The 13,505-nt window shown below is 39.9% G+C and carries 12 protein-coding genes; 7 read left to right on the plus strand and 5 right to left on the minus strand.

What is annotated here, in order from left to right:
• Positions 1–260: 260 nt before the first annotated feature.
• The 3 genes from SALWKB2_RS01915 (at position 261) to SALWKB2_RS01925 (ending at position 3,198) form a co-directional block, all read left to right on the plus strand.
• Entirely contained in the window at positions 261–1,529 is a 1,269-nt protein-coding gene (locus SALWKB2_RS01915; protein ID WP_025330002.1) for an MFS transporter, read from the plus strand.
• Positions 1,530–1,551: 22 nt separating this feature from the next.
• Positions 1,552–2,376 carry an amidohydrolase family protein gene (locus SALWKB2_RS01920; RefSeq protein ID WP_025330003.1) on the plus strand — a complete coding sequence of 275 codons (825 nt, stop codon included), beginning with the start codon at positions 1,552–1,554 and terminating at the stop codon, positions 2,374–2,376.
• A gap of 273 nt (positions 2,377–2,649) precedes the next feature.
• Positions 2,650–3,198 carry a hypothetical protein gene (locus SALWKB2_RS01925; protein ID WP_025330004.1) on the plus strand — a complete coding sequence of 183 codons (549 nt, stop codon included), beginning with the start codon at positions 2,650–2,652 and terminating at the stop codon, positions 3,196–3,198.
• A 129-nt stretch (positions 3,199–3,327) separates the two neighbouring features.
• Here SALWKB2_RS01925 and SALWKB2_RS01930 read toward each other — a convergent pair whose 3' ends face one another.
• Positions 3,328–4,749 (minus strand): KAP family P-loop NTPase fold protein, encoded by a 1,422-nt coding sequence (locus SALWKB2_RS01930; RefSeq protein ID WP_025330005.1) that lies wholly within the window; start codon positions 4,747–4,749, stop codon positions 3,328–3,330.
• On the minus strand, positions 4,742–4,942 hold the full coding sequence (locus SALWKB2_RS01935) for a hypothetical protein (RefSeq protein WP_025330006.1): 201 nt from the start codon (positions 4,940–4,942) through the stop codon (positions 4,742–4,744). Before SALWKB2_RS01935 ends, SALWKB2_RS01930 begins: the two co-directional genes overlap by 8 nt.
• Positions 4,943–5,248: 306 nt before the next feature.
• Here SALWKB2_RS01935 and uvrB point away from each other — a divergent pair, with 306 nt between their 5' ends.
• The 3 genes from uvrB (at position 5,249) to mqo (ending at position 9,792) form a co-directional block, all read left to right on the plus strand.
• A complete protein-coding gene (uvrB, locus tag SALWKB2_RS01940; RefSeq protein WP_025330007.1) occupies positions 5,249–7,276 on the plus strand; it encodes an excinuclease ABC subunit UvrB in 2,028 nt (675 codons plus the stop codon).
• Between the two features lie 163 nt (positions 7,277–7,439).
• Positions 7,440–7,880 carry a hypothetical protein gene (locus tag SALWKB2_RS01945; RefSeq protein WP_144353309.1) on the plus strand — a complete coding sequence of 147 codons (441 nt, stop codon included), beginning with the start codon at positions 7,440–7,442 and terminating at the stop codon, positions 7,878–7,880.
• A gap of 400 nt (positions 7,881–8,280) precedes the next feature.
• Entirely contained in the window at positions 8,281–9,792 is a 1,512-nt protein-coding gene (gene mqo, locus SALWKB2_RS01950; protein ID WP_025330009.1) for a malate dehydrogenase (quinone), read from the plus strand.
• A gap of 933 nt (positions 9,793–10,725) precedes the next feature.
• Here the strand turns inward: mqo and SALWKB2_RS01955 are convergent.
• On the minus strand, positions 10,726–11,073 hold the full coding sequence (locus SALWKB2_RS01955; protein ID WP_025330010.1) for a winged helix-turn-helix transcriptional regulator: 348 nt from the start codon (positions 11,071–11,073) through the stop codon (positions 10,726–10,728).
• 114 nt (positions 11,074–11,187) lie between these two features.
• On the opposite strand from SALWKB2_RS01955, the gene SALWKB2_RS01960 reads away from it, so the two are divergent.
• Positions 11,188–11,748 carry an NAD(P)H-dependent oxidoreductase gene (locus SALWKB2_RS01960; protein ID WP_025330011.1) on the plus strand — a complete coding sequence of 187 codons (561 nt, stop codon included), beginning with the start codon at positions 11,188–11,190 and terminating at the stop codon, positions 11,746–11,748.
• A 260-nt stretch (positions 11,749–12,008) separates the two neighbouring features.
• Here the strand turns inward: SALWKB2_RS01960 and rnz are convergent, their stop codons facing one another.
• Both rnz and SALWKB2_RS11540 read right to left on the minus strand, forming a co-directional pair.
• Entirely contained in the window at positions 12,009–12,926 is a 918-nt protein-coding gene (gene rnz, locus SALWKB2_RS01965; RefSeq protein WP_025330012.1) for a ribonuclease Z, read from the minus strand.
• A 103-nt stretch (positions 12,927–13,029) separates the two neighbouring features.
• Entirely contained in the window at positions 13,030–13,398 is a 369-nt protein-coding gene (locus tag SALWKB2_RS11540; RefSeq protein ID WP_025330013.1) for a lysozyme inhibitor LprI family protein, read from the minus strand.
• Positions 13,399–13,505 lie beyond the last annotated feature (107 nt).

Raw genomic sequence — 13,505 nt, forward strand, 5'->3', positions numbered from 1 at the left:
AAGACTAATATACTAGTGTATGTATCTGGAAAGATAAATCTTGTATATCTTAATGTTTAATAGATTGATTATCGAAATAGGGTGATTAATGAAAAATTTCATCTGTTTTATTTTATTTTGAATTACATTATGTTTTTTTATTGGCTTTAAATGCTATTAAGCGTAAATTAAAGACATAAAGTTTTAAAAATTAAGTTTTATATCTGCTGCAAGCATAACAAATTGATATTCTCAAAATTAGATAAAGAAAGAGAAACTTTATGTTTAAGTGGTACCGGGCAGTTTCAGCAAATGAAAGAAAAACCTTTTGGGCATGCTTTAGTGGCTGGGCACTCGATGCTCTGGAAACACAGATGTTTGGTTTGGTGATTCCGTCACTGCTTGTATATTTTGCTATCAGTAAAGGGGAGGCTGGCTTATTCAGTAGTGCCACACTTGTCACTTCAGCACTGGGTGGCTGGTTTGCAGGAGCTCTTTCAGACCGGTACGGACGCGTTAAAACATTGCAAATTATGATTATATGGTTTGCAATTTTTACATTTCTGGCGGCATTTGTTACCGAATATCACTGGTTGCTGGCGCTGAAAGCTTTACAGGGATTTGGTATTGGCGGTGAATGGGCAGCCGGAGCTGTACTGATGGCAGAAACCATTTCCAGCCAGTATCGCGGCAAAGTGATGGCAACAGTACAAAGTGCATGGGCTGTGGGGTGGGGACTGGCCGTTATACTGTTTTCCGTTGTATTCAGTCTGGCTCCGGAAACTTTCGCCTGGCGCATCATGTTTGCAGTTGGTTTATTGCCGGCACTACTGATTTTCTATGTACGCCGGCATGTACAGGAGCCGGTAAAACAAGCTAGTGTAGTTTCGAAAAACGAAAACAGCATGCCTATTACCGAAGCACTGTTCGGCATCTTTTCTCCTTCACTGATTCGTACTACTTTACTAGGCGGTTTGCTGGGTTTGGGTGCTCATGGCGGTTATCATGCAATCATGTCGTGGCTGCCTACGTATCTGAAAGCAGAACGTCACCTTTCTGTGCTCAATTCCAGTGCTTATCTGGCAGTAATCATCGTTGCCTTCTGGTGTGGCTGTATGGCCAGCTCAGTTTTAATCGACAAAATCGGCAGGCGTTTTAATGTTGCCTGTTTTGCTATCTGCTGTGTAATTACAGTACGTATTTATCTGTTTGTCCCCTTAACCAATACCCAGATGCTGTTTCTGGGTTTTCCGCTGGGATTTTTTGCTGCCGGTATTCCTTCCAGTCTGGGCGCATTATTTAATGAATTGTATCCGCAGAAGTACAGAGGTGCCGGAGTGGGCTTCTGTTATAACTTCGGCCGTATTCTTTCTTCTGTATTTCCATTTCTGGTCGGGCATATGAGCGCTTCAATGTCGCTGGGTTCAGCCATCGGTATAGATGCCAGCTGGGCTTATTCAATCGTGGTCATTAGCGTATTGCTGTTACCGGAAACCAAAGGGCGCGACTTAAGCGAAATTGATCAGGACGGTCAGATATCTGACAAATAGCAGATTGAGAAAGAGAAATAACATGAATCAGGAGTCGGTAGGTATTATAGACAGCCACGCCCATGTTTTTATGCTGGATTTACCGATGGCGGCCGGCCGTCGCTATACACCGGCACAAAATGCGCCGCTCGTTGATTATCTGGCACATCTGGATGCTCATGGCTGTACACATGGCGTATTGATTCAGCCCAGTTTTCTGGGTTATGACAACAGCTTTATGCTCCAGGCTATTGCACAGACTAAACCCCGTCTCAGAGGCGTTGCCTGTGTTGAGCCCTCTGTCACAATGCCTGAACTTGAAGCACTAAATAAAGGCGGTATTGTCGGTATACGCCTGAATATTATTGATGGTGTCCAGCCGGATTTACAAACCGATTCATGGCAAAATCTGCTTGATAAAGTGAAAGAGCTTAACTGGCATGTAGAAGTACATTGCCGCAGTAATAAACTCAGTGACATGATTGCAACACTGCTCAAACAAGATGTGAAAGTGGTGATTGATCATTTCGGCCGGCCTTCGGATTGTCAGCCTGCCCGCGATTATGGTTTTCAGCAGTTGCTCGAGTGGGGGCGTAGCGGAATGATATGGTGCAAACTGTCGGGAGCATACCGGATTAGTGCTGCCGCAGCAGAAGGTCACAAATTCTTTGCTTCTGCTATCCCTTTATTAGTAGAAAATCTGGGCAGCCATCGGCTGATGTGGGGAAGCGACTGGCCGCATACCCAATTTGAACAGCAGATTACCCCTGATTATCTGTCTACGCAGCTGAATATGCTGTTGCAGGATAAACAGCTGACACACAATATACTCTGGGATACACCAGCAAAGCTATTCAGATTTATCTAAAAATTGCTAATCCGACCACTGAAACCATTCGGTAATTAATCAGCACAATATGCAGAGAAAATGACTTCGGCAGACAAAAAAATATAAAACTTATTTACCATACACACTATATCTTTAAACATTAATGATTTAATGATATCTTTATTGTGAAGTTATCATAAATTAAGAGAAACAGAATTTAAGCTTTATTGTCTGCTGTCTGAATAAAAGCTCTGGCTTTATCTGATTTGATAAATAAAGTTAAAGCAATATCTGATTAACCAGGAAAACTGTATGAACAAACTGCTGCTTACCTCAGTTTTATTTTTTTGTATATCCGCCGGTGCCGCTGCCAAAGAATACAATTATGAAACCAGCGATGTGAATGATCTGCCACCGCAGTGCATTACGTTAAAAGCTTTTGTATCCACAGCCAACAATCAGTATGACATGGCCTATAAAGGGCAGAAATCTTTATCTGCTGCCGATAATGTTGTTTCCACCGAAATCAGAGCGGCGTTTCTGAAAGGGACGCCAGAAGAATATCTGAATAATGGCATGCTGCAATATTATAATCTGATAAAAAGAAACGGCCTTGAAAAGGAAATTGCAGAGAACCGGATTTATAATCTGACCGGTTTTATGTCACGTGAGGATTTAATCAATATCGCTAAAAAAATCAAAAATCAGGCCTTAAGCGGTAAACTGGACAGTAAACAGTTCAGACTGAATGATGAAACAGTGATTAATGCCTGTCTTAAAAAGGCAGCCAAACCGCCGGCAGGTAGTGGCGCAGATTATTACAAAGCCATTGATTATTCTAAACGTACACCGAAAAAATAAATATTTAACCGCCTGTATGGCGGTTTTTTTATTCAAATTTTATTTTTGCCAGCAGGTTTCAATATTTCAGATATTAATTCTTTATTCGTAAAAAAGATAAAAAATGTAGATAAGTACCTATCCGGAAAATTAATTAATTTTAAATGAATTAGAAATTTCAATGGCTTTTTTTATGTTTAACAGCATTTGTAAATTTATTTTAAGTTTTCCGTATTCATATTCAAATGCAATGTCAATTAGTCTTTCTATTTTATTTTCATCAAAATTAAATTTTTTTGCATTTTGCTCAATTACATCTTCTAATAAATTTGAATTATAAATATATGGTAATGATCTTAAAAGTTCTAAAAATAAAATTTCTAATAATTCTAAGTAATAATTAGAATTATTATCATCTGAAGTACAATGTGAATCAATATTTTTTATTGTTTCATCAAGAAAATCACTAATATTTGTATTATCCAAATTTTTATAAATATCCGGAAATTTTAATTTTAATATAATTAAAAAGATAAATGTAATAAGTGTCCAATTTTTTAAACGAATATTAATTTTCGTTCTAATAACAACATTGAAAATATTACAAAGAGATTCTTGTTCTCTTAAGCTTAATGTGTATTTGTGAACAATGTCTACTAAAAATTCACTAGCCGGTACGTTTGTGTCTTTTGTTTGAAAATACTTTCCAAGTGAAAATTTATTCATTAAATAAAGTATATATGGTTGATTTGATTGTGGTAGAAAATAATCAAAATCAATAAACCGGCGCAAATAGCCGTTAACATCCAGCCCTTGACCGTACACAGCCCTGATAGAATGACCAAGCTGAGTTTTATCCGTCGCCAGTACAAAAATAATATTATCGACATTAAACAAATGCTTGGCTTTTTCCAGTACCTCAATTGCAAAATCAGGACGGCAGCGATCCAGTTCATCTATAAAAATTACCAACGGCTTTTGTTTATCGCCATCGGCATAGCATTTTGCCAGTTTACTTAATTCTTCTTTAAATTTGCTTAAAGTTCTCCGGGATTCTTCGTATTTTTTAATCTGTTCTTTCACCAGGGATTCCCCCAATGCACCTAAGGTTTTAGATAATTCATCAGCACTGGTTAAACCACCTGTAATAGCTTTAATACTTAGATTAGTAATAGAAGGTAAAACAACTTTAGTAAGATTGGCTGTATATTCATAGATACGGGTAATTATTTTTTCGGCCTCAGTTTTATCCTGAACTTTTAATTTTTCTATAGATAAACTAATTTCCCCAATCAGCGCAATCAAAGCATCGTCAGTATAATCACTTTCCCATGCATTGAAATAAATTGTAGGAATATGCTGATTCTTCAGATACTGTTGCCACATTTTGATAAAGGTGGTTTTACCCTGTCCCCAGCCACCATCAATACACAGTACAATAGACTGTTTAAAGCTGGTAATAAATTGAGTCAGAACGGTGATATTTTCCTCTCTGCCCAGTGCATCGTTTTTAAACGGATTGTCGGCATCAATTTCGATTGGCTGGCATTTGCTCAGACTAAGTTTACCCATAATACTTTTCCCCCTGTATAGCAATATTCTGCCGGTACTCACCGGTTATTCTGGTTGGTGTAATCAATGATTTCATTATAATATTTCTGAATGGTTGTAATACAGAAATCAATCCGGAAAGGCGCATAAAAATATACCCTTTGCGGGTTTTACAACACGGCCAGACAGGGCGCAGTATGATTACGCCAACCATCTATTGCCTGCTGTCGTTCAACGCAAAACCACCGGCCGGCAGGGCAGGCTCGGCATAATATGCCTGATTGGCTGCTGTGGAATATTAACTTTCTGATTAAATAACTGATTTGTTAGAAAACCACCATAAAAAGTAAAGTCTGGCAGAAGCCGGTATTTCAGCAAGCAGAAGTGATATAAAGCATTATGTTCAAACTTGCTTTTTACCTGTAATGGCCTTATTTATAAGCCAAAACCGCTGCCGGCGGTTTTGGCTGTTTCAGCCGTGATTTTTTGCTGAGTTGAATTTAATTTAGGTTACAAACTTATGGATGTTATTCAGTATCCGGGTAGTGTGTTTAAACTGCACCAGCCATTTCCCCCTGCCGGTGATCAGCCGGCTGCAATCAAAGGATTGCTGGAGGGGCTGGAAGACGGTTTGTCCGGCCAGACTCTGCTCGGCGTTACCGGTTCCGGTAAAACATTCACCATGGCCAATGTGATTGCGCAAAGCGGCCGGCCGGCGATTATCATGGCGCATAACAAAACGCTTGCCGCCCAGTTGTATGCGGAAATGCGCGAGTTTTTTCCGGAAAACGCAGTCGAGTATTTTGTTTCCTATTATGATTACTATCAGCCGGAAGCCTATGTGCCCAGCCGAGACCTGTTCATTGAAAAAGATTCGGCCATTAACGAGCATATCGAGCAGATGCGTCTGAGTGCCACCAAAAGCCTGATGCAGCGTCAGGATGTGGTGATTGTGGCAACCGTATCTGCCATTTATGGTATTGGTGACCCTAATGAATATCACCAGATGATTCTGCACCTGAAAGAAGGGCAGAAAATTGACCAGCGCGATATCATCGCACGTCTGGTAGCCATGCAGTATGAGCGTGGTGATATCGACTTTGCCCGTGGTTCTTTCCGCGTGCGCGGTGATGTGATTGATATTTTTCCCGCGGAAAGCTCTGAGCTGGCTTTGCGTGTCAGCCTGTTTGACGACGAAGTAGACCGCATGCAGCTGTTCGACCCGATATCCGGCAGCCTGCAACAGCGGGTCGGGCGCTATACCGTATTCCCGTCCAGCCACTATGTTACCCCGCGCGAAACCGTATTGCGGGCATGCGAAAACATCAAACAGGAACTGGGCGACCGGATTAAATGGTTTACCCATGAAGGACGACTGGTCGAAGCGCAGCGCATTGAACAGCGCACCCGCTTTGATCTGGAAATGCTCTATGAAATGGGCTTTTGCAAAGGTATTGAAAACTACTCACGCCACTTTTCCGGCAAACCGGAAGGAGAGCCGCCGCCTACATTAATGGATTATCTGCCCAAAAATGCACTGATGTTTATCGATGAGAGCCATGTTACCGTCAGCCAGATTGGCGGTATGTACAAGGGCGATGCTTCACGTAAGCAGAATCTGGTGGATTATGGCTTTCGCCTGCCGTCTGCGCGGGATAACCGGCCGTTAAAATTCAATGAATTTGAGCGGGTGATGCCGCAAACCATATTTGTGTCGGCTACACCGGCGAAATATGAAGAAGAACATGCCGGTCAGGTAGTCGAGCAGGTGGTGCGACCCACCGGTCTGGTGGATCCGGAAATCATTATCCGTCCTGTGGCTACACAGGTAGACGACTTACTCTCGGAAATCAATATCCGCCGCGAGCTGGGCGAGCGCGTGCTGGTCACCACGCTGACCAAACGCATGGCCGAACAGCTTACCGATTACTACGCCGAGCTGGGTGTAAAAGTGCGCTATCTGCACAGTGACATTGATACCGTCGAACGGGTAGAAATCATTCGTGACCTGCGTCTGGGATTGTTTGATGTACTGGTAGGCATTAACCTGCTGCGTGAAGGGCTGGATATTCCCGAAGTTTCACTGGTGGCAATTCTGGATGCGGATAAAGAAGGTTTTCTGCGCAGTCACCGCAGCCTGATTCAGACCATAGGTCGCGCTGCACGCAATGTTAACGGTAAAGCTATACTGTATGCCGATAAAATTACCGATTCCATGAAAGCCGCCATAGACGAAACCGAGCGCCGCCGTGCCCGTCAGATATCCTTTAATGCAGAACACGGTATCGTGCCTCAGCAAATTAAAAAACAGGTACGCGACCTGATAGATGGCGTTTACCACGATGAAAACGGCAGCAAAGGGCGAGGTCGCAGCAAACTCAAAGTCGGAGAAATCCATAACGAAGATGATGCTGTTAAAGAAATCGCCAAACTGGAAAAAGCCATGCAGGCTGCTGCACGTGATTTACAGTTTGAAGAGGCAGCACAGATTCGGGACAAAATCCGTGCGATTAAAGAAAATCTGTTATTTGGTGCCAGCGAAGCTTAATCACTGGCTTTTTCTGCACCGGCTGCGGTAAAGTATCTAGTATCATGCCGGAGTAGTCAGAGATACTTAACACCAAACAGCATACTTGCATACGGCATTGTCAGGTACACTGAATAACACAAGCCGGCTCCTGTTAGCCGGCCGGTCAGAACGGGACAGCATCATGCAGCACAGGCAGATCCATACCCATCATCCATCAGCTTTGGCCAGACTGCCCGCAATTATGCTGCAAACGCTAAGCAGTGTAATCATCACCGCTTTATTCTGTACTATATTATTTTACTGGCGCGCCAATAGTGAACTGCCCTTGATGCAGATCAGCTTACTTAATTTCAATGATATCAAGCTTATTCTTGTACTTATCTGTGGCTGCATGCTTTTTGCGTTAGTCCCTTCACTATTGGCGGCCGTATTCTGCTCTTATTTTGTCTGGCGTCTGCCGCGCTTTCTGCTCGGCGCAGCCGCAGCCGCCGCCATTATTGCCTTTTCAGTCGCACTCCTGCAAAACTGGCTATTTAGCTGGCCGCTGGACTGGATACCGATACTGTTTAATGCACTGGCCGCCGCCATCAGTGCGCTGTGTGTAAGCCGTTTGCAACAATAGGCACAGAAAAAAATAGCCATAACCGCAGCGGTCATAGCCGGCATAGTTATAATACCCTTGTTATTGATTTGTAAAAATTTGTATAAAAATATATAAAAATTAATTTAAAACAATAAAGATATAATCATTTGCTGTTACTATAAAATAGCATTGTCATGCTAATAAAAAACAATTTTCTTAATAAACAATAAAATAGTTAATAAAAAGCCATAGAGTCTGGTATATACCGTATTTTGCTATTGCTGCCTGTTAGTAAAAGTGCTTAAATTAACCACTTGTTATTGTCAATGATTTAAGTCAAAAACAAGTAAATCACACCAATATTGATTACTCCGTGTGCGAACTTCCAGATAAACATTTAATCAGAGTAGCCTGAAGAGAAGAGAAAAGAGTTTGCGTTATGAAAAACACCAATAGCGATAGCTCAGCAGACGTAGTATTAATCGGCGCCGGCATAATGAGCGCGACACTGGGAACCTTTCTTAAGGGGTTACAGCCAGACTGGCAGATTAATATCTACGAACGTCTCGCTGGAGTGGCTACAGAAAGCTCAGATGCATGGAATAATGCCGGTACCGGTCATTCAGCCCTATGCGAACTCAACTACACCCCTGAGCTGAAAGACGGCACAATCGAAGTATCCAAAGCAATTAAAATTATCGAACAGTTTGAATTGTCCAAACAATTCTGGGCATCACTTGTCGATGCCGGCATGATTGCCAATCCCAGTGAATTTATCCGCAGTGTGCCGCATATGAGCCTTGTACGCGGTGAAACTGATGTTGCTTTTCTGCGTAAACGTTTTGCCGCCTTGCAGCAATACTGCCTGTTTCAGGATATGGTTTATACCGAAGATAAAGAGCAGATTAGCCAGTGGGTGCCGCTCATGATGCAGGGGCGGGATAACAGCGAGCCGATAGCCGTTACCTGGTCGGATCTGGGTACCGATGTCAATTACGGCGCCTTAAGCCGCATCCTGATTAACAACCTCACCAGTCACGGCTGTCAACTGCATCTGCAGCACGAAATTATCGACTTGAAACAGCAGAATGGCCGCTGGCACCTGAAAATCAAAGATTTAACTAATCAAACCTGTCAACAAGTATCTGCCCGCTTTGTATTTATTGGCGCAGGTGGCGGCTCCCTCAGACTGCTGCAGAAGAGCCAGATTGAGGCCAGCAAAGGCTACGGCGGCTTTCCCGTATCCGGTCAGTGGCTGGTATGTAAAAATCCCGAAATTGTCAGACAGCATAATGCCAAAGTATATGGCAAAGCATCAGTCGGCGCCCCGCCGATGAGTGTGCCGCATCTTGATAAACGGGTTATCGATGGCGAAGATGCATTGCTTTTTGGTCCTTTTGCCGGCTTTACCACCAAATTTCTCAAATGCGGCTCATTTAAAGATCTGTTCCAGACCCTGAATTTTGCCAATATTTGCCCCATGCTCACCGTCGGCGTACATAACTTCGCCCTTGAGCATTACCTGATACAGCAGGTACGATTAAGCTTTACCGACCGCATGCAGGAATTACGTACCTTTTATCCCGAAGCCCGCGATGAAGACTGGCATCTGGCCGTTGCCGGCAATCGCGTACAGGTAATCAAAAAAGATCCGCAAAAAGGTGGCGTGCTACAGTTTGGTACTGAGCTGGTAAAATCTACCGATGGTACACTGGCTGCCCTGTTAGGCGCATCTCCGGGTGCTTCTACTTCCGTATCCATTATGCTTGAATTACTCGAACACTGCTTTGCCGATAAAGTCAGCGGCGAATGGAAGCAAAAACTGCATGAATGGATACCGAGCTATGGTCAGAAACTGGAACAAAACCCCGAGCTGGTACAGCGTATTCGCGACTGGACAATTAAATCGCTTAACTTACATACTCCGCAACAACAAACCATAAACAACTGAACACACACATACTAAAAACCATTATTGCCATAAACTTCCTTACCAAATTCTTGCTGAATTTGGTTTTTTTTGTGTTATTGCTGCAATTTAGAGCATACACGTACCAGTATATAGTGATAGTTTCGTCTGTAATTATTACTGTACCCGTTATACTGTAGTTACTTTCCAACACTATAATTTTAAAATCGCAACTAAAGCATAAAACTGAAAAAAACACTTGCTGTACGGATTAAATTTATTTAGTATAAGTTAAAAGTAAATAACATAGACATACAAAAATATATAATTATAACTAACACTTATAACTATATAGTGCAGTAATAAGCGCCACTTCATTTTTCAAAAATGCGGTGGCGTTTTTTTTGTATCAGCCCAGTCGCAACAGGTATGATTTATACCGCCGGATAAAAATTTTTCCTGATAGCAGGGCAGAGCCTGCATTCACCGTCAATCCGGCATCTTCAAGCAATGTTCCATTTATAATAATACCGCTTAATCCAGCGGATATAGGACACTGTTTTTTTCCGTGTATCACTATCAGACACAGCAGAAATCTTATTTTCTGAACAATAGCCGCATATCCGTGCTTATCGCTAAAACTTATATAGAAAATCCATACACCTAAAAATACCGCTATATCGATAACACAATAAACTCAGGATAAACAAACAAACTGATTATGCAAGAATTCCGTATAACTGCATCGACATCAGCTATCACATTGATACTAAAGCTTAAATATAGTCTGATATATTGATTTATATATCTTTACTGCGTATTGTAATCAGCAGAGGAATAAAGATCAGGCAAAGAAATACCATAAATAGAATTTGATAATTTAAAGCTTCCAGGATTACCAATCCTTCCGCCACCAAATTCTGCCTTTAGTCATATAAATACGCCGACAATGTCGGCGGATAAAGTTTTTTCAGATTATGATAATGAGTCATTTTTATGATTATTTCCCCATTGGCAAAGCATATCTAAAATAGGAACTAAAGATTTACCTCGTTCTAATAACCCATATTCCACTTTAGGTGGAATTTGCGGATATTCTTTTCTAAAAATTAATTTATCTTTTTCCATCTCTTTTAGGGTATTACTCAGTGTCTTAAAAGAAATATGATTAATGCTTCGTTTAAGTTCATTGAATCGCATTGAGGGTTGATTTTCGTTTAACCAATAAAGAATAACAATTTTATACTTACCTCGAATCATTGAGAGAGTGTAATTAAATCCACTATCCTCAAAATGATCTTCGGCACAATGATGATTTTCCATGTAGATACTTTCCATAAAGATAGTACATAACAGTAATTACCGTACTTCAAAATTAATCGTATTAATATTAGTATGACTTAATTATTGATAAAAATATAGAAGGAATATTTAACAATGAAACGCACTTTAGTGATTGTTGCTCATCCTCACTTAGCCTCTTCAAGTGTTAACCGATGCTGGGTTAATAGATTAAATCAGTATCATGAACAAGTAACCATACATGATTTATATTCTTACTATCCCTCTTATAAAATAGACTCTGGTTTCGAACAAAACTTAATTGAAAATCATCAAAATTTGGTAATTCAATTTCCGATATATTGGTTTAATTGTCCACCATTATTAAAACAATGGTTAGATGACGTTTTCACTTACGGATGGGCATTTGGTGCCTTAGGCGATAAATTAAAAAGTAAGAAAATTGGTTTAGCTGTTTCGGCAGGTATAAAGAAAGCGGACTATTCTCAAACAGGACATTATAAATATACACTTGAGCAAATTCTCAGCCCCTTTGAATTAACAATAAATTACGTTAAGGCTGATTATCAGCCCGTTTTTGCAATTTATGGCGCAAATAATGAGCCAGACTATCCCGATAAAATTACACAAAAAGATATAGATAAAAGTGCAGATGATTATGTGAACTGGATGAAAAAATTAGGAATGCTAATTTAAAACAGATCATTAAAGTTCATCCAAGCTTATTACTAAATAAAATCTGCTCTGGATAAAAATTAAGAAATATACTGCATATTTCTTATTTTCCTAAAGTAATGGGTATTTAATGATTTTATTCTGAATAAAAAATGAAACGGTACAGACTCCTGAATATTTTTTACAAAATCTATAAATTTCAGGCTCAATGAGCTTTTCTTGCGAAATTTTATTACTAATTGAAACATCAGCAAACTAGCCGATAATGTCGGCATATTCTTCTATACTTGGAACGTAGCAAAATCAGTTGCGATTTCAGTATGGATAAAAATGCTCTTAGCCTCATTAACTAATTTAGCATTGTCATTGAGAGAATATCGGGGGCTTATATGCGTTATAATCAATCTTTTAACATTGGCTTGTTTAGCAATCGTGGCTGCATGAACAGTGGTAGAATGACCATGCTCAATTGCTTTTTGTCCTAATGCACTTTCATGCGTTGCTTCATGCACAAGTACGTCAACATCTTTAGCTAATTCAATTGAAGCATCACAAGGTACTGTATCACCTAAAATAGCCAGTTTTTTCCCTTGTTTAAAATCACCAAGATAATTACGACCATCAATGACACGGCCATCAGCTAGTGTTACTGTTTTACCTTCTTTTAAATAGGCATAATGTGGACCAGGATTAATATTATCTTGCTGTAATTTGTCGATATCTAAGACAGGTGATGAATCCTTTTCAATAACACGATAACCAAAACAAGGTACCCGATGCGCTAATAATTTGGCTTCAACCCGCAATTTAGTATCTTCAAATACCAAACCATCTTGATCAAGTTCAATAATGTTTAAAGGATAAGTTATCCAGGAATAACTAATATCAATCACAGTTTGAATAAATTGTTTGATACCTTTAGGGCCAATCAAAGTTAGTTCCGATTGATTTTGAGTTAATGAACGTGTAGTTAAAACACCTGGTAAACCAAACAGATGATCACCATGCAAATGTGTTATAAATATCATCTCTAATTTGGCTAAGCTGAATTTTGCTTTCTGCATTTGCATTTGAGTTGCCTCACCACAATCAAAAAGCCATAATCGCCCTCTTTCTTGTCGGAGATCGAGCATAATACTACTTACATTGCGCTCGGCGGTTGGTGAACCTGAGCTTGTTCCTAAAAAAGTGAGTTTCATAACTATATCAATCTTTTGTTGAATGTCTTATTACATACTAAGAATAACAATATATAACTTTATTTTTATGCAATAACAATAAGAAGAAAAAATTTTATAGCAGTTACAAACAATCAGACCAATAAAGATCAAGTTGTTTTGTTCGTTGAAAATTTAGTTCAGCTAAATAAGTGTATTTTAACATATTTAGAGCATTACCAATTGCTCCACCCCCTAACGAATAAGCAAAGTCACCCTGTAAATCACGATATTTAATAAATTCTTTATTAGATTTTTTAAGTTTATTTTTTGCAATTACCGATGTACTCTTTGTCTTCATACCAATTTGAAAATGCATTAAAAATTTCTGCTGCGATCTATTTAACTCAGATTGACTGATATAAAAAATTTTTTCTAAACATTTAATTAATTCTGCTTCTGAAGAGGAGTAATAGTATTTACTTACAGCCATACCAATCACTATAAAAGCCATAAAACGGTTGCAGCACACCATATGGAACGAGATATGCAGTTAAAATAATACTTGCCTGAGAAATAGGGCTGCCAAAATCCACTGAAATATCGGGTAAAAAAAAGTGA

The sequence above is a fragment of the Snodgrassella alvi wkB2 genome (genome assembly GCF_000600005.1).
In the GTDB taxonomy this organism is placed as follows: domain Bacteria; phylum Pseudomonadota; class Gammaproteobacteria; order Burkholderiales; family Neisseriaceae; genus Snodgrassella; species Snodgrassella alvi.

What these genes read in the sequence shown, in the direction of transcription:
- SALWKB2_RS01915 (WP_025330002.1), top strand. Translation starts at nt 261, where the DNA reads ATGTTTAAGTGGTACCGGGCAGTTTCAGCAAATGAAAGAAAAACCTTT.
- SALWKB2_RS01920 (WP_025330003.1), top strand. Translation starts at nt 1,552, where the DNA reads ATGAATCAGGAGTCGGTAGGTATTATAGACAGCCACGCCCATGTTTTT.
- SALWKB2_RS01925 (WP_025330004.1), top strand. Translation starts at nt 2,650, where the DNA reads ATGAACAAACTGCTGCTTACCTCAGTTTTATTTTTTTGTATATCCGCC.
- SALWKB2_RS01930 (WP_025330005.1), bottom strand. Translation starts at nt 4,749, where the DNA reads ATGGGTAAACTTAGTCTGAGCAAATGCCAGCCAATCGAAATTGATGCC.
- SALWKB2_RS01935 (WP_025330006.1), bottom strand. Translation starts at nt 4,942, where the DNA reads ATGGTTGGCGTAATCATACTGCGCCCTGTCTGGCCGTGTTGTAAAACC.
- uvrB (WP_025330007.1), top strand. Translation starts at nt 5,249, where the DNA reads ATGGATGTTATTCAGTATCCGGGTAGTGTGTTTAAACTGCACCAGCCA.
- SALWKB2_RS01945 (WP_144353309.1), top strand. Translation starts at nt 7,440, where the DNA reads ATGCAGCACAGGCAGATCCATACCCATCATCCATCAGCTTTGGCCAGA.
- mqo (WP_025330009.1), top strand. Translation starts at nt 8,281, where the DNA reads ATGAAAAACACCAATAGCGATAGCTCAGCAGACGTAGTATTAATCGGC.
- SALWKB2_RS01955 (WP_025330010.1), bottom strand. Translation starts at nt 11,073, where the DNA reads ATGGAAAATCATCATTGTGCCGAAGATCATTTTGAGGATAGTGGATTT.
- SALWKB2_RS01960 (WP_025330011.1), top strand. Translation starts at nt 11,188, where the DNA reads ATGAAACGCACTTTAGTGATTGTTGCTCATCCTCACTTAGCCTCTTCA.
- rnz (WP_025330012.1), bottom strand. Translation starts at nt 12,926, where the DNA reads ATGAAACTCACTTTTTTAGGAACAAGCTCAGGTTCACCAACCGCCGAG.
- SALWKB2_RS11540 (WP_025330013.1), bottom strand. Translation starts at nt 13,398, where the DNA reads ATGGCTTTTATAGTGATTGGTATGGCTGTAAGTAAATACTATTACTCC.